This window comes from Mesorhizobium sp. B2-7-3 (genome assembly GCF_006440715.1).
Taxonomy (GTDB): domain Bacteria; phylum Pseudomonadota; class Alphaproteobacteria; order Rhizobiales; family Rhizobiaceae; genus Mesorhizobium; species Mesorhizobium australicum.
The window spans coordinates 242,390-263,666 of the sequence record NZ_VFTY01000004.1 but is presented as its reverse complement, the minus strand read 5'-3'; the positions used below and the strand labels follow the sequence as shown (position 1 = coordinate 263,666).

Below are 21,277 nucleotides of genomic sequence, written 5' to 3'. Positions count from 1 at the left end.
GACTACTCCGCCGCCTGCAGCGGAGCGATGCGACGGCTCTGCTTGGCCTGCTCGTCATAGTCGCGCTGCCATTCCGACGGGCCGTTGGAAGCGCCGACCTGCACCGCGGTCACCTTGTATTCCGGACAATTGGTCGCCCAGTCGGAGAAATCGGTGGTGATGACGTTGGCCTGCGTGTCGGGATGGTGGAAGGTAGTGTAGACCACGCCCGGCGACACCCGGTCGGTGATCAGCGCGCGCAGCGTCGTCTCGCCCGAACGGCTGGTCAGCCGCACCCAGTCGCCATCGCGCAGGCCGCGATTTTCTGCGTCGTGCGGATGGATTTCCAGCCGGTCCTCGGAGTGCCACATGACATTTTCGGTGCGTCGCGTCTGCGCGCCGACATTGTACTGCGACAGGATACGGCCGGTGGTCAGCAGCAGCGGGAAGCGCGGTCCGGTTCTTTCGTCGGTCGCCACATATTCGGTGCGGATGAACTTGCCCTTGCCGCGCACGAAGCCGTCGACATGCATGATCGGCGTGCCAAGCGGCGCCTTGTCGTTGCAGGGCCATTGCACGGAGCCGACCCGGTCGAGCAGGTCGAAGGAGACGTTGGCGAAGCTTGGCGTCGTCTTGGCGATCTCGTCCATGATTTCGGACGGATGCGTATAGTTCCAGTCGAGGCCGATCGCACGGGCGAGTTCCTGCGTCGCCTCCCAATCGGCGTAGCGCGCCTTCGGTTCCAGCACCTTGCGCACCATATTGATGCGGCGTTCGGCATTGGTGAACGTGCCGTCCTTCTCGAGGAAGGTCGAGCCCGGCAGGAAGACATGCGCGTAGTTCGCCGTCTCGTTGAGGAAGAGGTCGTGCACCACCACGCATTCCATCGCGGCCAAGCCGGCGGCGACATGCTTGGTGTCGGGATCGGACTGCAGGATGTCCTCGCCCTGGATGTAGATGCCCTTGAACGAGCCGTCGACAGCGGCATCCAGCATGTTGGGAATGCGCAGGCCGGGTTCGTCGTCGAGCTTCACGCCCCAGAGGCTTTCGTAGATGTCGCGCACCGCGTCACCCGAAATGTGCCGGTAGCCCGGCAGTTCATGCGGGAACGAGCCCATGTCGCAGGAGCCCTGCACATTGTTCTGGCCGCGCAGCGGATTCACGCCGACGCCAGGCCGGCCGATATTGCCGGTGGCCATTGCGAGGTTGGCGATCGCCATCACCGTGGTCGAGCCCTGGCTGTGCTCGGTGACGCCGAGGCCGTAATAGATCGCGCCATTGCCGCCCTTGGCGTAGAGACGGGCGGCACCGCGGATCAACTCCGGATCGACGCCGGACAGCTTGCCGACGATTTCGGGGCTGTTTTCCGGCAGGGCGACGAAGGACGCCCAGTCCTGGAACTCAGCCCAGTCGCAGCGCTCGCGGATGAAGGCTTCGTCGAAAAGGCCCTCGGTGACGATGACATGCGCCAGCGAGGTCAGCACGGCGACATTGGTGCCGGGCTTCAGCGGCAAATGGTAGTCGGCTTCGACATGGGCCGACTTGACCATCTCGGTGCGGCGCGGGTCGAGCACGATCAGCTTGGCGCCCTGGCGCAGCCGCTTCTTCAGCCGCGAGGCGAACACCGGGTGCGCGGAAGCCGGATTGGCGCCGATGATCACGGCGACGTCGGTGAATTCGACGGAATCGAAGTCCTGCGTGCCGGCCGAGGTGCCGTAGGTCTGGCCGAGCCCATAGCCGGTCGGCGAATGGCAGACACGTGCGCAGGTGTCGACATTATTGTTGCGGAAGCCCTGCCGAACCAGCTTCTGGACGAGGTAGGTCTCCTCATTCGTGCAGCGCGAGGAGGTGATGCCGCCGATCGCGGTGCGTCCGTACTGGTACTGGATGCGGCGGAATTCCTTGGCCGTATGGGCGATCGCCTCTTCCCAGCTCACTTCGCGCCAGGGATCGCTGACCTTCTCGCGGATCATCGGCGACAGGATGCGGTCCTTGTGGGTGGCATAACCGTAAGCGAAGCGGCCCTTCACGCAGGAATGGCCGTGGTTGGCCATGCCCTCCTTGTAGGGCATCATGCGGATGACCTCGTCGCCCTTCACTTCGGCCTTGAACGAGCAGCCGACGCCGCAATAGGCGCAGGTGGTGACGGCCGAGCGCTCCGGCAGGCCCTTTTCAAGCACGGTCTTCTCGCGCAGCGCATCGGTCGGGCAGGCCTGCACGCAGGCACCGCAGGACACGCATTCGGAGGCAATGAAGTCCTCGTGCATGCCGGCGACCATGCGCGATTCGAAGCCGCGGCCCTCGATGGTCAGCGCGAAAGTGCCTTGCACCTCCTCGCAGGCGCGCACGCAGCGCGAGCAGACGATGCACTGCGCCGGATCATAGGTGAAATAGGGGTTGGACTCATCACGGGCGATGTAGTCGACCGCGAGCGAGCCATGGCCCGGCGCGACGCCATTTTCTTCCTTGACGTGGTTGCGGCCCTCAACGCCGTAGCGATTTTCGGTCAGGCCGACAGACTTCGCCACCACATCGAACTCGCTGGCGCCAGTTCCGGCCTTCTCGTGCCAGCCGGTCGGATGGTCGGAGACGTAGAGTTCCATGACGCCCCGGCGGATGGCCTCGAGCCTGTCCGACTGCGTGCGCACCACCATGCCTTCGCCGACAGGCGTCGTGCAGGAAGCCGGCGTACCGCCGCGCCCGTCGATTTCGACGAGGCAGACGCGGCAGGAACCGAAGGAGTCCAGCATGTCTGTGGCGCAGAGCTTGGGGATCTCCACCCCGCCTTCCATCGCCGCACGCATGATCGACGTGCCTTCAGGCACGCTGATGCTGCGGCCATCGACGGTCAGCGTGACCTGTTTTTGCGCCTTCGACTCCGGAGTTCCGTAGTCAATCTCTTCGATCAGCGTTGGGAAGTCGGCCTTGATGTTCATCTGCCAGCTCCTATTCAGCAGCCACGCGCGCTGGCGCGGGCTTGAAATCCTCGGGGAAATGCGTGATCGAGCTCATCACCGGGTAGGGCGTGAAGCCGCCCAGCGCGCAGAGCGAACCGAACTTCATCGTGTTGCAGAGGTCGGTGACCAAAGCGAGGTTCTTTTCCGGCTCGATTCCGGCGGCGAGCCTGTCGATGGTTTCCACGCCCCGCGTCGAGCCGATGCGGCAAGGCGTGCACTTGCCGCAGCTTTCGATGGCGCAGAATTCCATGGCGAAGCGTGCCTGCTTCAGCATGTCGGCGGTATCGTCGAAAACCGTGATGCCGGCGTGGCCGATCAGTCCATCGCGCTTGGCGAATTCCTCGTAGTCGAACGGCGTGTCGAACAGTGCGCGCGGGAAGTAGGCGCCGAGCGGGCCGCCGACCTGCACTGCCTTCACCGGACGCCCGGTGGACGTGCCGCCACCGATCTCGTCGACGATCTCGCCCAGCGTCAGGCCGAAAGCGGTTTCGAACAGGCCGCCTTGCTTGACGTTGCCGGCGATCTGGATCGGGATCGTGCCGCGCGAGCGGCCCATGCCGAAATCCTTGTAGAAGGTGGCGCCCTTGTCCATGATGATGGGTACGGAAGCGAGCGAAATGACGTTGTTGATCACCGTCGGCTTGCCGAACAAACCCTGTATCGCGGGCAGCGGCGGCTTGGCGCGCACCACGCCGCGCTTGCCTTCCAGGCTGTTCAAGAGCGAGGTTTCCTCGCCGCAGACATAGGCGCCGGCACCGACGCGGATTTCCATGTCGAAGGCGTTAGGCGAACCCAGCACATTGACGCCGAGCACACCGGCCTTGCGGGCGATCTCGACGGCCTTGTTCATGACAGCCACCGCGTGCGGATATTCCGAGCGGATATAGACGAAACCCTTGGTCGCGCCGGTGGCGATGCCGGCGATGGTCATGCCTTCGATGAGCACGAAGGGGTCGCCCTCCATGATCATGCGATCGGCGAAGGTGGCGCTGTCGCCTTCATCGGCGTTGCAGACGATGTATTTGCGCTCCGATGTCGTATCGAGCACCGTCTTCCATTTGATGCCGGTCGGGAAGCCTGCGCCGCCGCGGCCGCGCAGGCCGGAGTCGGTGACCTGCTTGACGACGTCGGCGGGCGTCATGGCCACCGCGTTCCGCAGGCCGCTCAGTCCGCCGAGCGACTTGTAGGCATCGAGCGACAGCGGGTCGTTGATGCCACAACGTGCAAACGTCAAGCGAGTTTGTTTGGCCAGGAACGGAATCTTGTCCGGTGCGCCGAGCCAGCGCTTGTGATGGCCGCCGGTGAGAAAACCGCTGTCGAACAGGCTCTTCACGTCCGACGGTTTCACCGGCCCGTAGGCGACACGGCCATTGGCCGTCGCCACTTCGACCATCGGTTCGAGGAAATAGGCGCCGCGCGAGCCGTTGCGCACAATCTTGGCCTCGATGCCGCGCTCCGCGAGTTCCTTGGCGACGGCCTTCGCGACCTTTTCCGCGCCCAGCGCCAGTGCGCCGGAATCGCCGGGAATATAGATACGGGGGGTCATGAGCGCACCTCGGCGACGATCTCGTCGATCTTGTCGTCATCCAACCGACCGATCACCTCGCCATCCAGCATCGCAGATGGCGAGCAGGCGCACAGCCCGAGGCAATAGACCGGTTCCAGCGTAACCGATCCGTCACGCGTGGTCTCATGGAAGTCGATGCCGAGCAACTGCTTGACCTTGGCGGCGACCGCGTCCGAACCCATCGACTGGCAGGCTTCCGCCTGGCAGAGCTTGAGCACGTGCCGCCCGGCCGGGCGCGCGCGGAAATCATGATAGAAAGTCACGACACCATGCACCTCGGCCCTGGACAGGTTCAGGCCGTCGGCAATGACGGGGACGGCATCCTGCGGGACGTGGCCGAATTCTTCCTGGATGCCGTGGAGGATCGGCAGCAGCGGACCTTCGAGGTCCTTCAACTCCTGGATAATCGCCGCCGTGCGCGATGCGATCTCGGTACTTGCAGGCTGCATCGTCATGCAGCGCCCTCCCTGGTCGATAGCTTTTATCGCTAAGTCTTTACAAAATCAGAGGAAACCCGCGAAATCAATAAAGCTGTTTCGTTGCTCGATAGAAATCTTCTATCGACGAGCTGCGCTCAGCATTGTCTAGCCTAGCGGTGGGCGCGGAAATCGTCTGCCAGCGCCATCGCCTCGTCCAGCAGCGCCTGCACCAGCGGCGTGTGCGGCTCGCGCGGCGCGGCGACCAGCCCGACTGTGTGGCTGGCATCGGGCTCGACGATCGGAATGGCCCGGATCGGTTCGGAAAAACCGAATGTTTCCGCAAGGTTGAGTGGCATGATCGATGACCATTTGCCGGTCCGGATGTGCGAGAACAGCACGATCATCGAATTCGATTCCAGCGTCGGCCGCACCTGCACGCCGGCTTCCGCCAGGTGCTGGTCGATGATGCGGCGGTTCTGCATGTCCGGCGTCAGAAGGCACAGCGGCAACTGGCTGATCTCGGACCATGTCACTTTGTCGCGGTCGGAATAGGGATTGCCGATTGCGGTGATCAATTGGTAGCGCTCGTCATAGAGGGGCACGCTGGTCACCCGTCCCAGCGGTTCGTTGTCGAGATAGGTGATGCCCGCATCGACATCGAAATTGCCAAGCAGCGACAGCACTTCGATCGAGGTCCGCGACAGCACCGAAAAGGTGACGCCTGGGTGCTTGTCTCGAAAGGGCGTCGTCAATCTCGCGACCATCGCCAATGCCGTCGGGATTGCTGCAATCCGGATGCGGCCGGAAAGGCCATACCGGGCGGCGCGCATCTCCTCGCGCATGGTCCTGGAGTCGCCGACGATGCGGCGCGCCCAGACCAACACTTGCTTGCCCTCCGGGGTCAGCCCCTGGAACCGCGACCCGCGATTGACCAACATGACGCCGAGCTGGCCCTCGAGCTGCTTGATGCCGGCCGACAAGGTCGGCTGCGTGACCCCGCACGCCTCGGCCGCCCGGCCGAAGTGCTCTTCCTTGGCCAGCGCGATGAAGAATTCCAGCTTGTCGATCATTGGGGGAAGCTATCCGGCGCGGTGGCGTCGCGCCAGATGGTGTCGCGCTCAATCCTCCAATGCATGTCGCCCGAAAGTGACTTCGGTTTTGGGACAACGACATGCATAAAAAAGCGATCGCGCAGCGCTGCCTCGATCGCCGGGATCTACCGATCCACGAGATTGAGGATGTTGCCGTCCGGATCCTTGAACCATGCGACTTTCATGCCGCCGCCGACATGCAGGTCACCCTCCATCGTTAGGCCGGGCATCTCGTAATGCTCGAAGGCGACACCCTTCGACTTGAGGGCGTTGACGACATCGGCGATGGTGTCGCCGACCATCCAGGTTACCGCCGTCGCCTTGTTGGTCCCTGCGAATTCGGAGCGATAGACATTGATCGTGGTATCGCCGCTTTTGTAGACGATCAATTCGCCGCCCTCATCGTGCACCTGTTCCAGGCCGAGTGTTCTCTCATAGAAGGCCTTGGCCCTTGCCAGATCCTTCACGGCGAGGTTTGCCGATGCGTTGCTGTTTGCAAGCATGATCGTCTCCTTCCCTGGTTGTCATTCCCTCTGGTCATGGAAATAGGTCGCCCAGGCCGCTTGACGACCGCCATCATGCCTGGCGCTTGGAGCGGTCCGCGATCTGCACTATGTGAGCTGCAGCCGAACGCCAGGGAACAACAGCCATGTCCATCACCAAGGAAATCGTCACCGAGCGCCTGAAGACGGTGAACGGGCCGGACTTTACCGGCAACATCGTCGACCTCGGCATGGTTTCGGAGATTTTCATCGCCGATTCGAAAGTGTTCTTCTCGATCACCGTTCCCGCCGCGCGCGCTCAGGAGATGGAGCCGTTGCGCGCCGCCGCCGAGCGGGTGGTGAAGGCCATTCCCGGCGTCGCCGGTGCGGTCGTCGCGCTGACGGCTGAAAAGAAAGGCGGCGGCATGGAGGCGTCGGTTCCATCGCGTCCCGCACCCAGGCCGGCGCCGACGGCTCCGGTCGCTGCGGCACCGCGGGCGGCTCCGCATGGTCCTTCTTCGCAGAGCCAGGGCAAGCGCGGCGTGCCCGGCATCGAGGCGATCATAGCGGTTGCTTCCGGCAAGGGTGGCGTCGGAAAGTCGACCACGGCCGTCAACCTGGCGCTTGGCCTGGCCGCCAATGGCTTGCGGGTCGGTGTGCTGGATGCCGACATCTATGGCCCGTCGATGCCCAGACTGCTTAACATCCATGGCCGGCCGCAGACAATCGACGGCAAGATCCTGAAACCGATGGAGAACTACGGCCTCAAGGTGATGTCGATGGGTTTCCTCGTCGATGAGGAGACGCCGATGATCTGGCGCGGGCCGATGGTGATGTCGGCGCTGACGCAGATGCTGCGCGAGGTAGAATGGGGGCGGCTCGACGTGCTCGTCGTCGATATGCCGCCCGGCACGGGCGATGCGCAACTGACCATGGCCCAGCAGGTGCCGTTGGCCGGTGCCGTCATCGTCTCGACGCCGCAGGACCTGGCACTGATCGACGCCCGCAAGGGCCTCAATATGTTTCGGAAAGTCGATGTGCCGCTGCTCGGCATCGTCGAGAACATGAGCTACTTCATCGCCCCGGATACCGGCAAGCGATACGACATCTTCGGCCATGGCGGCGCGCGCCGCGAGGCGGAGAGGCTCGGCGTCACCTTCCTTGGCGAGGTGCCGCTTGAAATGGGCATCCGCGAGAGCTCTGACGCCGGCACGCCGGTGGTCGTCTCGAAGCCGGATGGCGCCGAGGCGAAAATCTACCGCGATATCGCCTCCAAGGTCTGGGACAGGGTCAACGAGGAACGCGGCGCGGCCGAAGCGGCCGTGCCGAGTATCGTCTTTGAGTGAACCCTCACGGGGAGTGCGTCAGCCGCCCACTTTCTCGCCGAAAGCCGAAAAGAACTGTCCGGCCAGTTTCTTCGACGTCGATTCGATCAGCCGGCTGCCAAGCTGCGCGATCTTGCCGCCGACTTCTGCCTTGGCCGCATATTTGAGGACCGTCGCGTCCGGCCCGTCGGCGGTGAGCGTGACGTCGGCGCCGCCCTTGGCGAAGCCGGCGATGCCGCCCTTGCCTTCGCCCTGGATGGTGTAGGCATGCGGCGGCTTGAGATTCCTGAGCGTCACTTCGCCGTTGAAGGTGGCCTTGATCGGCCCGATCTTCAGCACCACCGTTGCCGCCATCTCGGTCGCCGATTTCATTTCCAGGCTCTGGCAGCCTGGGATGGCGCCCCTCAGGACGGCTGGGTCGTTCAGCGCTTCCCACACTTTCTGCACGGGTGCGGCGATACGTTCCTCGCCCTCGATCACCAAAGCCATCTAAACCTCCCGCATCGCCGATGTCGGATTGGTCGTAGCGTGCGGCTCGATAGCTGTCTATCGCACCAAAGTCCGGATTCAGATCACGCGTGCCCCTTGCCTGCATCCGCGCGTTGTCATATCGATTTGTCATACAAATACGGAGACCATGATGGCCGGCGCCCCCACGAAAAAGAAAAAGTTCCGCTCGCAGGAGTGGTTCGACAATCCCGACAATCCGGGAATGACGGCGCTTTATCTCGAGCGCTACCTGAATTACGGGCTGACACGCGCCGAGCTGATGTCTGGCAAACCGCTGATCGGCATCGCGCAGACGGGCTCTGACCTTTCGCCTTGCAACCGGCACCATATCGAACTTGCCAAGCGCGTGCGCGAAGGCATCGTCTCGATGGGCGGCATTCCTTTCGAATTCCCCTGTCACCCGATCCAGGAGACCGGCAAGCGGCCGACCGCCGCCCTTGACCGCAACCTCGCCTATCTCAGCCTTGTCGAGGTGCTCTACGGCTATCCGCTCGACGGCGTCGTGCTCACCATCGGCTGCGACAAGACCACGCCTGCCTTGCTGATGGCGGCGGCGACCGTCAACATCCCGGCCATCGCGCTGTCGGTCGGCCCGATGCTCAATGGCTGGCATAAGGGCAAGCGTACCGGCTCGGGCACCATCGTCTGGGAATCGCGCCAGCGCCTGTCGGCCGGCGAGATCGGCTATGACGAGTTCATGGACATCGTCGCGTCCTCGGCGCCGTCCACCGGCTACTGCAACACGATGGGCACGGCCACCACGATGAATTCGCTGGCCGAGGCGCTCGGCATGCAACTGCCCGGTTCGGCCGCCATTCCGGCGCCCTACCGCGAGCGCGGCCAGATCGCCTACGAAACCGGCAAGCGCATCGTCGACATGGTGCACGAAGACCTGAAACCGTCCGATATCATGACCCGCGCGGCTTTCGAAAACGCCATCGTCGTCAATTCGGCGATCGGCGGCTCGACCAACGCGCCGATCCATCTCAACGCCATCGCCCGCCATCTCGGCGTGCCGCTCGACAATGACGACTGGCAGACCATCGGCCTCAAAGTGCCGCTCATCGTCAATCTGCAGCCGTCAGGTGAATATCTGGGCGAGGACTATCACCACGCCGGTGGCGTGCCTGCCGTGGTCGCCGAACTGATGAAGGCCGGAATGCTGCCGCATCCCGATGCCTTGACCGTCAATGGCAAGTCGATCGGCGCCAACTGCGAGGGCGTCGCCAACGAGAATACCGACGTCATCCGCACGGTGGCCGAGCCGCTGAAGGCCAATGCCGGCTTTATCAATTTCAAGGGCAATCTGTTCGATTCGGCGATCATGAAGATGAGCGGCATTTCGCCGGAATTCCGCGAGCGCTATCTGTCGAACCCGAACGACCCGGAAGCCTTCGAAGGCAACGCCATGGTCTTCGACGGGCCCGAGGATTACCACGCCCGCATTGACGATCCGGCGCAAGGCATAGACGAGCATACCATCCTGTTTATGCGCGGCGCCGGTCCCGTCGGCTATCCCGGCGGCGCCGAGGTCGTCAACATGCAGCCGCCGGCCTACCTGATCAAGAAGGGTATCCACGCGCTGGCCTGCATCGGCGATGGCCGCCAGTCCGGTACGTCGGGCTCACCGTCGATCCTGAACGCCTCGCCGGAAGCCGCGGTCGGCGGCGGCCTGGCGCTGCTCAAGACCGGCGACCGCGTCCGCATCGACCTGCGGAAGGGCACGGCGAACATCCTCGTCAGCGATGACGAGATCACACGGCGACGCGCCGAGCTGCAGAAGGATGGCGGCTATCATTATCCCCAGCACCAGACGCCATGGCAGGAGATCCAGCGCGGCATGGTCGACCAGTTCTCGACCGGCATGGTGCTGAAGCCGGCGGTGAAATATCAGGATGTCGCCCACACCATGGGAGTGCCTCGCGACAATCATTGATTACTCCCGGGAATAGTCATCGATTATTCCTGGCTGGCCACTGATGATGGATGACGACGACCGGCGGCCTTCGATCAGGCCGCCGTTCTCACGGCCACGGGCCGGGAAACGTTCCGTCCTTGACAAGCCAGCCCAACAATTCCACCATCATCGCAAGGGGTGTATCGCGACGACCCCGTGAGGCGTCAGCCCAATGTTCGCGTCCAGGCTTCTTCAGGAGGTGGACGCCATGCCGTCAACAACCGCTATCACCGTACAGCAACTATCCCGTCTGATTGGTCTGCCGGGCGCGCCTGTGATCGTCGATGTCCGTATCGATGAAGACTACGACGCCGACCCGCGCCTGCTGCCGGCCTCTCACCGGCGCAATTTCAAAACGGTCTCGGCTTGGGCAAACGACCTTGCCGGCAGCCAAGTGGCCGTCGTTTGCCAGAAGGGGCAAAAGCTTTCGCAAGGGGTTGCCGCGTGGCTGCGGCATGAAGGCATTGCCGCCGAATCCCTCGAAGGCGGCTTCGAAGCCTGGCGCGATGCCGGCGGGCTTCTGGTCCGCGCCGACATGATACCTTCCCGCGATGAAAAGGGCCGCACCGTCTGGGTAACGCGGGCTCGCCCCAAGGTCGATCGCATCGCTTGCCCATGGCTGATCCGGCGCTTCATCGATCCCGACGCGGTGTTTCTCTTCGTCGAACCCGCTGAGGTTCCGGCTGTCGCAGACCGCTTTCAGGCCGTGCCTTTCGACATCGACAATGTGTTCTGGAGTCATCGCGGCGAGCGCTGCACCTTCGACACGATGATCGAGGAGTTCGGGCTGGAATCCCAGGCACTCGATCGGCTTGCCACGATCGTGCGCGCGGCCGACACCGCACGCCTGGATCTCGTTCCCCAGGCAGCCGGATTTCTGGCCGCCTCCCTTGGCCTGTCACGCATGTTCCGCGACGATCTGGAGCAGCTGGAGGCCGGCACGATGCTCTATGACGCGTTCTTCCGCTGGTGTCGCGACGCCACTGACGAGACGCACAACTGGCCGGGCGGGGCAAAGCCGTCATGAGCAGCCTCATTTCGGGCAATGATGCCGACCTCGTCGAGGCGCCGGCGGTCCCGAGCTTCCGCGAAGCCACGAAACTCTGGGCGAAGATCGGATTGCTGAGCTTCGGCGGGCCGGCCGGGCAGATCGCGCTCATGCACAAGGAATTGGTCGAGGACCGGCGCTGGATCGGCGAACAGCGTTTCCTGCATGCGCTGAACTACTGCATGCTGCTGCCCGGTCCCGAGGCCCAGCAACTTGCCATCTATATCGGCTGGCTGCTGCACAGGACGATCGGCGGCCTTGTCGCCGGTGTTCTGTTCGTGGTGCCCGGCGCACTCGTCATGCTCACCCTGAGCATTCTCTATGCGCTCTATGGTGATGTCCCGCTGGTCGCGGCGCTGTTCTTCGGGGTCAAGGCCGCCGTGCTCGCGGTCGTGGTCGAGGCGGTGATCCGCATCGGCCGCCGCGCCTTGAAGAACCGGTTGATGGTGGCGATCGCGCTTTGCGCTTTTCTCGGCATCTATGTGCTCGCCATCCCGTTCCCGCTCATCGTCCTGATTGCGGGATCGGTGGGATGGGTGGGAAACCGTGTCGCGCCAGCCCTGTTTTCCGGCGCGGCGCACGGCAAGAACGACGCTCCCGATATCAGGGGCGCGGTCGACCTGATGTTCGAACGCGGCGAACTGGCCCATACCAGGCCGACACGATGGCATGCGCCGCGCACCATCGCGATCTGGCTGCCGATTTGGCTCGGGCCAGTTCTGTTGCTGTGGGCGCTCACCGGAAGGAGCAGCGTGTGGACGCAGATTGGCGGCTTCTTCAGCCTCATGGCGGTGGTCACCTTTGGCGGCGCCTACGCGGTTCTTGCCTATGTCGCGCAGGCAGCCGTGCAGTCCTTCGGCTGGCTCGCCCCTGGTGAAATGGTCGATGGCCTCGGCCTTGCCGAGACCACGCCGGGTCCACTCATCCTGGTGTTGCAATTCGTCGGCTTCATCGCCGCGTTTCGCCACGCCGGCTCGCTGGATCCGCTGCTTGGCGGATCGCTTGGAGCGCTGCTGACGCTGTGGGTTACGTTCACACCCTGCTTCTTCTGGATATTCCTCGGCGCGCCCTACATCGAGGCCCTGCGCGGCAACAAGGCCCTGTCGGCCGCGCTGGGCGCGATCACCGCCGCCGTGGTCGGCGTCGTCATGAACCTTGCTCTGTGGTTCGCCTTGCACGTCGTCTTCCGCGAAGTGCGCATGACGGGCCTTGGCATGAACGTGCCGGTGCTTTCGTCGATCGACTGGCGAGCCGCGCTGCTTTCGGTCGCCGCCATGGTCGCCATCCTGAAGTGGAAAACCGGTGTGCTGCCGACGCTTGCGGGATGCGCCCTTGCCGGCGTGTTGCTGCTCGCCACGGGCGGCTAGTGGATGTCGCCCGGAAGTGTCTTCGGTTCGGGAAAACGACATGCATCGAAACAAGATCTAAGGCGCGTCGCATGAATCCGTTTCGACGCGACGCGCTTTAGATTTTCCGGCTCCTTTGTATTCCGCTTCCGAACCCCCTAACTGGTGGAAAACGGATTGGACCAGCAATGGCGGGACGACGCTCTTCCCTCGGCTTTCTCGGTATGTTCGGTCGCTCGGGTGATTTGCGGCAGCTCGATGCCGCCTTGCGTGGCGCCGACCTGCATCCCGCCCTCGTGCCCGAAGGGGTGAAACTAACCATCGTCAATCTGATGAAGGACCACTGGCCCGAGGAGCCGCCGCCGCAGGCCTATCCGCGGGTAGCGAACCTGTTCAGCTACTGCATCGCCGGACCGGAAACCTTCGAGCGTGCGCAAGGCCCACAGCAGCGGCTCGACGCGGAGCGCCGGATCGAGGCCGCTCTCGAAACCGGCGACGATCTCGATGCCCAGATCGTGCTGATGGCACTGCACGCCAAGCTGATCAACGCCGAGGTGGTTGAGCGCTTCGGGCTGGGCGCCGACTGAGCGCTGGCTGAGTGCTTTCGTGAAACGCTGAAACCGCTCTAAGCCCGGCTTATCTCCTGGAGATACCAGCCGATATAACGCAGCTCGTTGTACTCCATCGGCGCGATCGGTCCGGGCACGAAATAGTGCGAGCGTACGCCGCGCGCCGTATGCTCGATGATCTTCTTGTCCTCGTCCGTGGTGACCTTCCACAGCCAGGTCAGTTTCTCCAGATCGTAGTCCTGGCCTTCGACAGCGTCGCCGCGCACCAGCCAGATCAGTTCCATCTCGCAGGTCTGAGCCGTTTTCGGGATGAATCGGTAGATCATCCCATGGTCGGGGTAGCAGACGAGGAAAGTCGTGCCGCCAAGATGGATGGAGGTGACGCCGCCGTCATAGTCGGTGAAGCGGCCCATCAGTGGCGCGACGGGGGAGCCGTCCCGGCTGCCGCTCGAAACGCCGTCATAGAGCGCATAGCGGAAGGTGTGGATCGCCTCCTGGCCGGCGGCCGAATTCTGCCAGCGATCGCCGCTGCCGATCTCGATGCCGAGAGCGCAGGTCCGCTGTTCCATCGCGGCATTGAGCTGCTCGATCATCTCCGCGGGCTTTTCCAGCGCGTGCGTCTGCGAATATTCGGGATGCGCCGGTCCGCAATGGTAGCATTCGACATAATTTTCGACGGCGAGCTTCCAGTTCGCCTCGAGCGGGTAGCTTTGGCGATACGCCACCTTGGCATCGCCCCACCCATATTGTCCGCAACTCGTGCGCAAAGATTGCTCGATCGGATCGAAATCGAGTGGCGTCTCGGCGAAGGAGATGAAGACAAGGCCGGTCGCGACGCGGACATGGAGCTTCTTCAGCCCGTGCGCGGTGCGGTCGAAATCCTTCGGCATCAGCCTGGCGGCGCGCAGCGAGCCGTCATTGGAATAGGTCCATGCATGGTACGGGCAGACGAACACTTTCGCGTTGCCCTTCTCTTTGGTGCAGACCTCGGCGCCGCGATGGCGGCAGACATTGAGCATGGCATGCACGGTGCCATCCATGCCACGCGACAGGATGACCGCCTCGTCACCGAGCTTGAACAGTTCGAAGTCGCCGGGGTTGGGAATGACGCTGGCATGCGCCAGGCAGTGCCAATGGCGGCGGAACAGACGTTCCATGTCCCGCTCGAAAATATCCTGGTCGTGGTAGAATGGGCGCGTCAGGCCGTAGCCTGGCCGGTGCGAGGCCACCAGCCGATCGATGGCATCTTCGGTATTTGCGGCTTGCTGGATAGGATAGACGCTCATTTGTCGTTCTGCCCAATGGTTGGTTCTGTCGGTGGCTATCTGTATGTCGGTCTTCTGGCTAGCCGCCCATGCTCGCTCGCGGCAGGTGGATCAGGTTGCCGAAGCGGGCGCGCAATCTGTCGTCGACCAGCTTGGGCACGTGCCGCGGAAATCGTTCCGCAAGGATGCGCTTCTTTTCGTCGATCGCCCGGGCCAATATATCAGGGCGGCCTTTTTCGTTCCATTCCTTCGGTGAGGAACGGTCGCCGAAGGCGGGATAAAAACGCTCTGCCCGGGCCGACTTGAGCGTTTGCTCGTTGTCAAGATAATGGCCCGGACCCTTGAGGCAGACATCGGCGATGGTGTCGATCGACAGCGCTTCGTCCGTCACTTCGATGCCGCGTGCGCAGCGCAAGCAATGGCCAAGCATGTCATTGTCGATGATCAGGCTTTCCAGGCAGAAGCCGAGCAGCGAGGCATGCATGCCGGCCGATTCGTAGACGAGGTTGAGGCCCGAGAGGCCGGCCATCACATTGGTGATGCCCTTCTCGTAGCCGGACTGGATATCGGGCAGTTTCGAGTCTGTCATGCCGGCGGCCGAGCCGCCGGGCAGGTCGTAGAATTGCGCCATCTGCGCGCAGGCCGCCGTTACCACCGCCTGTTCGGCCGAGCCCCCGGCCATGGTGTTGGTGCGCAGGTCCGACATGAACGGCCAGGCGCCGAAGATCGCCGGATGTCCCGGCTTGAGTGCGTTGACATATACCAGGCCAGCCAGCACTTCGGCCACTGCCTGCGCGACCGCGCCGGCCATCGCCGCCGGAGCGGTTGTTCCGGACTGGCCGGTGGAGAGGAGCAGGATGGGGATGCCGCCTTCGACACAGGCCTCGAGCACGCCGCAGGCATCCTCGGCGAACTTCATCGGTGGCACGACGAAGGAGTTGGAGTTGGAAACGAATGGCCGGGCGCGGAAATTCTCCTCGCCACCGGCGATGGCATAGAGCATTTCGAGCGCCGGCTTCACATTCTCGCGCACGGTGAAGGACGTGCCGACATGCTTCGACGTCCCCATCACGCAGGCGTAGAGCGTGTTGAAATCCATATCGAGCGGGTCGGCGATGTCGCGCGCCACCATCGGCCGCTGGAAAAAATGGATGTTGCTCAGTCCATCGACGATGCGGGCGGCGTCATAGATGTCCTGCAGCTTCGATTCGCGATACTCGCGTTTTTCGAGATCCACCAGATGCACGGCGATACCCGCCGTGCCGTAATGGACGCGCTTGCCCTGGATCACCATGTCGTGCCTGGGGTCCTGGCCATGCAGCGTGAAATGCCGCGCGGCTCGCTTGATGGTGTCGAGTACGAGCGCACGGGGGAAACGGATGCGGCCATCGTCGCCATGGATGGCGCCAGCCTTGGTCAGGACTTTTATGCAGGACGGGATGGCGTTGGCGAAGCCGACCGTTTCCAGAAGCGTCAGCACGCCCTCATGAATGCGCTCGCAGTCGTTTCCGCGCAATGGCCCGTAACTGCCGCCTTCCATGGCTTGGTGTAGTGGCCCGTTTGGTGGAATGGCTGATTTCACCGCACGTCCCGTTTCGCGGTCGCCGGAGCGTTGTGGACGACGGTTCGCCGGCATGTCCTGCTTTTCGACAGCCACTGGCATGGAAGCACTCCACCTCTACCGGCAGGAGCTCGTGGCGGTTGGTCCACCATCAACCTGCTTCTTCTCTGACGCCGACTATGCCGCCGGCACTGGCCCATCCTATGAGCCAGCTGGCCCAGCTACATGTGCCAGACCTAAAACAAACCGGAGCCGCTGAGAAGCGGCTCCGGTCACGAAATCGGCTTGATGGATCAGGCGGCGGCCGGCCTGCGTCCGGCTGCGGTGGCGAGTTCCCGGATGCCGGGCTCGATGTGCTGCAGAGCGATAGAGGAAATGCCCAACCGCATGAAACGCGAAGGCTTCTCGGTGCGGTCGAAGAAGCGGTCGCCGGGCTCGATGATGACGCTGCGCGAGGCCGCGGCTTCGGCCAAACCGCGGGAATCGGTGCCGCGGGGCCCTTCCAGCCACAGCGACGTGCCGCCGGCCGAGTCGGTCGAGCGCCATTCCGGCAGGAAGGCCGAAATCGCATGGACCAGCCGCTTGCGCCGCTCGTCGAAGGCGCTCGACAGCCGCCGCACCAGCGCTTCGTGATGGCCGAGCGACAGGAACAGCGCCACGGCGCGCTGATTGTTGGCCGGCGGATGGCGCAGCATGAAGCGGCGCAGCGCCCTGAGTTCGGCGATCAGTCCAGCGGAAGCCACGATGTAGCCAAGCCGCAGCCCCGGGGCCAGCGTCTTCGACATCGAGCCGACATAGACGACGCGGCCGGAACGGTCGAGGCTCTTCAATGCCTGCTGCGGCGCCTCGTCGAGAAGCTGGCTGTCATAGCCGTCTTCGATGATGATCTGGTTGTGCCGGTTGGCGCGCGCCAGAAGATCCTGCCGCCGCTCCGCCGACAACGGCACCATGGTCGGGCAATGATGACTGGGGGTGACGAAGACGAAGCCGGAATCATTGGGAATAGAAGAGGTTACGATACCGGACTGGTCCACTGGCACCGGCTCAATGTCGGCGCCCGCGAGCCGGAAGATCGAGCGTGCGTCGGGATAGCCTGGATCCTCCATCGCCACTTTCGAGCCCTTGGTCATCAGCAGCGAGGCCAGCATATAGAGCGCGTTCTGGGCGCCCAGCGTGACGATGATCTCGTCGGGATTGGCGAAGATGCCGCGCCGGGGCAGCAGCCGTGCCTGGATTTGCTCGATCAGCAGCGGATCGTCGCGGTCGACCATGTCGGACGCCCAGTTGCGGATCTCCAGCACGGCCAGCGCCATGCGGTTGCACTCGCGCCACTCGGCGGTCGGGAACAGCGCCGGGTCGAACTGGCCGTACACGAAGGGGTAGGAGGACTTGATCCAGTTCTCGTGCTTGGCGGGCGGCGGCATGTCGCTTGCCGCGATCTGCCGGCGCGCCTTCCAGTCGATCTCGTTGGCCTGGTCGGGTGCTTTCTGGTGCGGCTTGGCGGGTGTCGCCAGCACGTCCGGATTGACGAAATGGCCGCGCCGCTCGCGCGCCACCAGGAAACCCTGGTCGACGAGCTGCTGGAATGCCAGCACCACCGTTCCGCGTGCGACGCCGAGTTTTTCGGCCAGGATACGGCAGGAAGGCAGCGGCATCGAAGCGGCGATCTGGCGGTCGAGAATCGCGGCCACGATGGCTTGGCGGATCTGCGCCTGCAGGGTCTGGCCGGATTCGGCCGAAATCCGGAACAGGCCGGACCATATCGCCGTGTCGTTTCTCTGTGGCATGGAAGATGTTCCTCGATGGCCAGCTTTTTTCGCTTGGCTGGACCAGCCGAACGTAACCGTGGCACAAGGGGTTGCGCCAATCAATTTTTCTGATCTTTGGGATTTATGCCAGTGATCCTTCAAGCTCGAAATAAGGCGCGGCCCCTCGCTCTCGACACCACCTCGCTCCTCGATACCCACCTCCTTGCTCGATACATTGTGTCATCGCATCGTGATGTGCTGCGTCATCGCCGCGTATTGACCGGATGGATTTCGGCTCAATAGTTGGGGCGCGACGACACGCGCCGGAAACATCCGGTCTGATATGGTGCGTCAAAAAAGCCAGGAGTCCCCGCCAGTGGATCAGTCAGCCTTCCAGAAACAGCTTGCCGCCCTGCGCGACCATCGCGCCGCAGCCCCGGGCGACATGCGCCAGGCCTTTGCCGCCGATCCGCAGCGCTTCAAGACATTCTCCGCCGCTGACGGCGACCTCCTGCTCGACTGGTCGAAATGCGCCGTCGATGCGACGACCATGGACTTCCTTGAGAAGCTCGCCGCCGCCGCCGATCTGGAAGGCCGTCGCGCCGCCATGTTCGCCGGCAAGAAGATCAACATCACCGAAGACCGCGCCGTTCTGCACACGGCGCTGCGCAACCTGAGCGGCAAGGGCGTCACGGTTGACGGCCAGGACGTCAAGGCGGATGTCATATCCGTGCTCGACGCCATGGGCGCCTTCGCCGATGCCATTCGCTCCGGCAAGGCAACAGGCGCCACCGGCAAGAAGATCACCGATATCGTCAACATCGGCATTGGCGGCTCTGACCTTGGTCCGGCGATGGCGACACTGGCGCTCGCCCCCTATCATGACGGCCCGCGCGCCCACTATGTCTCCAACATCGACGGCGCCCACATCCACGACACGCTGAAGGGGCTGTCCGCCGAAACCACGCTGTTCATCATCGCCTCCAAGACCTTCACCACGGTCGAGACGATGACCAATGCGCAGACGGCGCGCGACTGGGTGCAGAGGGCGCTCGGCAAGGAGGCCGTGGGCAAGCATTTCGCCGCCGTCTCGACCGCGCTCGACCTGGTGGCCAAGTTCGGCATCGAGCCGAATCGCGTCTTCGGCTTCTGGGACTGGGTCGGCGGCCGCTATTCGCTGTGGGGCGCGATCGGCCTGCCGGTCATGATCGCCGTCGGCCCAAGGAATTTTCGCGCTTTCCTCGACGGCGCGCACGAAATGGACGAACACTTCCGCACCGCGCCGCTCCAGAAAAACCTGCCGGCGCTCCTCGGGCTGATCGGCTGGTGGCACCGCGTGATCTGCGGCTATCCGGCCCGCGCGGTCATCCCCTACGATCAGCGCCTGTCCAGACTGCCGGCCTATCTGCAGCAGCTCGACATGGAATCGAACGGCAAGAGCGTTACCCTTGACGGGACGCCGGTGACGACGCCGACCGGGCCGCTGGTCTGGGGCGAGCCAGGCACCAACGGCCAGCACGCCTTCTTCCAGCTGCTGCACCAGGGCACCGATTTGATCCCCGTCGAGTTCCTGGCCGCCGCCGTCGGCCACGAGCCTGATCTCAAGCATCAGCATGACCTGCTGCTCGCCAACTGCCTGGCGCAGTCGGAAGCGCTGATGAAGGGCCGTACGCTGGAAGAGGCGCGCGCGCAGATGCTGGCCAAGGGCATGAAGCCGGCCGATGTCGACCGTATCGCGCCGCATCGTGTCTTCTCCGGCAACCGGCCCTCGGTGACCATTCTCTACCGCAAGCTCGACCCGCGCACCTTCGGCCGGCTGATCGCGCTTTACGAGCACCGCGTCTTCGTCGAGGGCACGCTGTTCAACATCAACTCCTTCGACCAGTGGGGCGTCGAACTCGGCAAGGAATTGGCCACCGGCCTCCTGCCTGTCGTGGAAGGCAAGGAAAGCGCCGCAAACCGGGACGCCTCGACCAGGGGCCTTGTGGAACGCATCCACCAATTGCGTGGTTCGGAGTGAAGCGCTTGGCTGACATCAAGGGGATATTGTTCGACAAGGACGGAACGCTTGTCGACTTCAACGCGACCTGGCTCGGCGTCGCCGACTTCATGGCCATGGACGCGGCCGACGGCGACCGCTGGAAAGCCGACAGGCTGCTCGCGGCCGCGGGCTTCGATTTCGCCAACCGGCGCTTCAAGCCCGATTCCATCTTTGCCTCCGGCACCAATCTCGACGTTGTCGAACTGTGGTTCCCGCGCCTGTCCAACGAAGACCAGATGCTGGCCGTCGCCCGTTTCAACGAGATCACCTCGGTGCAGGGCTCGACGATGGCGGTGGCGCTGCCAGGCATCGCCGACACGCTGGCTCTGCTGCACAGGCGGTCCTACCGGCTTGGCGTCGCCACCAACGATTCGACCAGCGGCGCGGAAAAGACGCTTGTCACGCTTGGTGTCGCGCAACTGTTCGAAGCCGCCTATGGCTATGACGCGGTGGCCAACCCCAAGCCCGCTCCCGACACCATCCAGGCCTTTTGCGATCTTACGGGGCTCAAGCCGTCGGAGATCGCCATGGTCGGCGACAACAGGCACGATCTCGAAATGGCGCGTGCCGGCGGCTGCGGCCTGGCGGTCGGCGTGCTCTCCGGCACCGGCACGCGCGAATCGCTGGCCGAGATCGCCGATGTCATCCTGGATTCGGTTGCCGATCTGCCGGATTTCCTTTCGGCGCGGGTCAAGGAGACGGTCTGATCGGCAGGGCTAGGGACGGTTCGGTCTCGAGGCGAAAGACAGCGCTCGGCTTGAGCGCGGCGTCTTTCGCCTCGCCGAAATCCGGCACCTTGTATTCGGCAAGCAGCCGCAGCCGCGAGCGCGGCAGATAGGCCCGGCCCGGATCGCCGACCAGCACCTCGATGCCGGCGGCGACGCAGCGGTCGAGGAAAGGCATCATCCCCAGGGCCACACCTTGCCCGTAGAACACGTCGCCGGCGAGCACCAGGTCCACGGCGGGCGGTGGCCCGGTGGTGATGTCGTTCCCCATTATCGCGATCGTGACGCCGTTGGCCGCTGCATTCAGCGCCAGCGCGGCAACACCATTGCGGTCGATCTCGGCGGCCATCACCTCACGCGCGCCGGCCTTTCCCGCGGCAATCCCGACAATGCCGGAGCCTGCTCCAAGGTCGAGCACGCGGCGGCCCGCCACGATCTCCGGATGGTCCAGCACATAGCGCGCCAGCACGGCGCCGCCTGCCCAAGCATAGGCCCAATAGGGCGGTTGCGGCTCCTGCGAATCGGCGTCATCGCCTTCGACAAGGCGTCTCAGCCCGCTGCCCGGGTGGGCGGTATAAAGCCAGATTTCGGGAAGCGCCGGCACCGATGCCAGGCGCATGTTCGCCTTGATGAATTCCGCCGGGTCGAGGCGCGGGCGCCGGACCGGCGTATCGTCGTTGGCGAGAC

General features: G+C 63.8%; 17 protein-coding genes. 7 read left to right on the top strand and 10 right to left on the bottom strand.

Translation table 11 applies throughout. The features are described from left to right. Positions 1 to 2 precede the first annotated feature (2 nt). From fdhF to FJW04_RS11395, 5 genes are all read right to left on the bottom strand, one after another. The gene (gene fdhF, locus FJW04_RS11415) at positions 3 to 2,915 is read right to left on the bottom strand and encodes a formate dehydrogenase subunit alpha (RefSeq protein ID WP_140714169.1); all 2,913 of its coding nucleotides are present in this window, start codon (positions 2,913 to 2,915) and stop codon (positions 3 to 5) included. Between the two features lie 10 nt (positions 2,916 to 2,925). Further along, positions 2,926 to 4,482 (bottom strand): NADH-quinone oxidoreductase subunit NuoF, encoded by a 1,557-nt coding sequence (locus FJW04_RS11410; RefSeq protein ID WP_015314119.1) that lies wholly within the window; start codon positions 4,480 to 4,482, stop codon positions 2,926 to 2,928. Next, positions 4,479 to 4,958 carry a formate dehydrogenase subunit gamma gene (locus FJW04_RS11405; protein ID WP_023783362.1) on the bottom strand — a complete coding sequence of 160 codons (480 nt, stop codon included), beginning with the start codon at positions 4,956 to 4,958 and terminating at the stop codon, positions 4,479 to 4,481. The genes FJW04_RS11410 and FJW04_RS11405 overlap by 4 nt, the downstream gene beginning before the upstream one ends. Before the next feature lie 134 nt (positions 4,959 to 5,092). Next, entirely contained in the window at positions 5,093 to 5,992 is a 900-nt protein-coding gene (locus FJW04_RS11400) for a LysR family transcriptional regulator (protein ID WP_015314117.1), read from the bottom strand. Positions 5,993 to 6,138: 146 nt separating this feature from the next. Continuing rightward, positions 6,139 to 6,516, bottom strand: coding sequence for a VOC family protein (locus tag FJW04_RS11395; RefSeq protein ID WP_140660575.1), 378 nt, complete (start codon positions 6,514 to 6,516; stop codon positions 6,139 to 6,141). Positions 6,517 to 6,662: 146 nt separating this feature from the next. Between FJW04_RS11395 and FJW04_RS11390 the strand changes: the two genes are divergently transcribed. Next, positions 6,663 to 7,841 carry an Mrp/NBP35 family ATP-binding protein gene (locus FJW04_RS11390; protein ID WP_140714167.1) on the top strand — a complete coding sequence of 393 codons (1,179 nt, stop codon included), beginning with the start codon at positions 6,663 to 6,665 and terminating at the stop codon, positions 7,839 to 7,841. An 18-nt stretch (positions 7,842 to 7,859) separates the two neighbouring features. Here FJW04_RS11390 and FJW04_RS11385 read toward each other — a convergent pair whose 3' ends face one another. Then, the gene (locus FJW04_RS11385) at positions 7,860 to 8,309 is read right to left on the bottom strand and encodes a carbon monoxide dehydrogenase subunit G (RefSeq protein WP_140614856.1); all 450 of its coding nucleotides are present in this window, start codon (positions 8,307 to 8,309) and stop codon (positions 7,860 to 7,862) included. 151 nt (positions 8,310 to 8,460) lie between these two features. On the opposite strand from FJW04_RS11385, the gene FJW04_RS11380 reads away from it, so the two are divergent. The 4 genes from FJW04_RS11380 to FJW04_RS11365 all read left to right on the top strand — a co-directional run bounded on the left by FJW04_RS11380 (position 8,461) and on the right by FJW04_RS11365 (position 13,268). Beyond that, positions 8,461 to 10,266, top strand: coding sequence for an IlvD/Edd family dehydratase (locus FJW04_RS11380; protein ID WP_015314113.1), 1,806 nt, complete (start codon positions 8,461 to 8,463; stop codon positions 10,264 to 10,266). 229 nt (positions 10,267 to 10,495) lie between these two features. Next, complete coding sequence (locus FJW04_RS11375; RefSeq protein ID WP_140714428.1) at positions 10,496 to 11,314, top strand: chromate resistance protein ChrB domain-containing protein; 819 nt, start codon at positions 10,496 to 10,498, stop codon at positions 11,312 to 11,314. After that, positions 11,311 to 12,702, top strand: a complete 1,392-nt coding sequence (gene chrA, locus FJW04_RS11370) for a chromate efflux transporter (protein ID WP_140714165.1) — start codon at positions 11,311 to 11,313, stop codon at positions 12,700 to 12,702. The genes FJW04_RS11375 and chrA overlap by 4 nt, the downstream gene beginning before the upstream one ends. 167 nt (positions 12,703 to 12,869) lie before the next feature. Then, entirely contained in the window at positions 12,870 to 13,268 is a 399-nt protein-coding gene (locus tag FJW04_RS11365) for a hypothetical protein (protein ID WP_015314110.1), read from the top strand. A gap of 38 nt (positions 13,269 to 13,306) precedes the next feature. Here FJW04_RS11365 and FJW04_RS11360 read toward each other — a convergent pair whose 3' ends face one another. From FJW04_RS11360 to FJW04_RS11350, 3 genes are all read right to left on the bottom strand, one after another. Then, complete coding sequence (locus FJW04_RS11360) at positions 13,307 to 14,536, bottom strand: aromatic ring-hydroxylating dioxygenase subunit alpha (RefSeq protein WP_015314109.1); 1,230 nt, start codon at positions 14,534 to 14,536, stop codon at positions 13,307 to 13,309. A gap of 58 nt (positions 14,537 to 14,594) precedes the next feature. Further along, positions 14,595 to 16,178, bottom strand: coding sequence for a trimethylamine methyltransferase family protein (locus FJW04_RS11355; protein WP_140714163.1), 1,584 nt, complete (start codon positions 16,176 to 16,178; stop codon positions 14,595 to 14,597). 191 nt (positions 16,179 to 16,369) lie between these two features. Further along, positions 16,370 to 17,863 (bottom strand): PLP-dependent aminotransferase family protein, encoded by a 1,494-nt coding sequence (locus FJW04_RS11350; protein ID WP_015314107.1) that lies wholly within the window; start codon positions 17,861 to 17,863, stop codon positions 16,370 to 16,372. 304 nt (positions 17,864 to 18,167) lie between these two features. Between FJW04_RS11350 and pgi the strand changes: the two genes are divergently transcribed. After that, positions 18,168 to 19,844, top strand: coding sequence for a glucose-6-phosphate isomerase (gene pgi / locus FJW04_RS11345; protein ID WP_181172922.1), 1,677 nt, complete (start codon positions 18,168 to 18,170; stop codon positions 19,842 to 19,844). Between the two features lie 5 nt (positions 19,845 to 19,849). Next, the gene (locus FJW04_RS11340; protein WP_140714159.1) at positions 19,850 to 20,572 is read left to right on the top strand and encodes an HAD family hydrolase; all 723 of its coding nucleotides are present in this window, start codon (positions 19,850 to 19,852) and stop codon (positions 20,570 to 20,572) included. Here the strand turns inward: FJW04_RS11340 and FJW04_RS11335 are convergent. Then, positions 20,556 to 21,209 carry a 50S ribosomal protein L11 methyltransferase gene (locus FJW04_RS11335; RefSeq protein ID WP_246673804.1) on the bottom strand — a complete coding sequence of 218 codons (654 nt, stop codon included), beginning with the start codon at positions 21,207 to 21,209 and terminating at the stop codon, positions 20,556 to 20,558. The two genes, FJW04_RS11340 and FJW04_RS11335, sit on opposite strands and share 17 nt — an antisense overlap. Positions 21,210 to 21,277 lie beyond the last annotated feature (68 nt).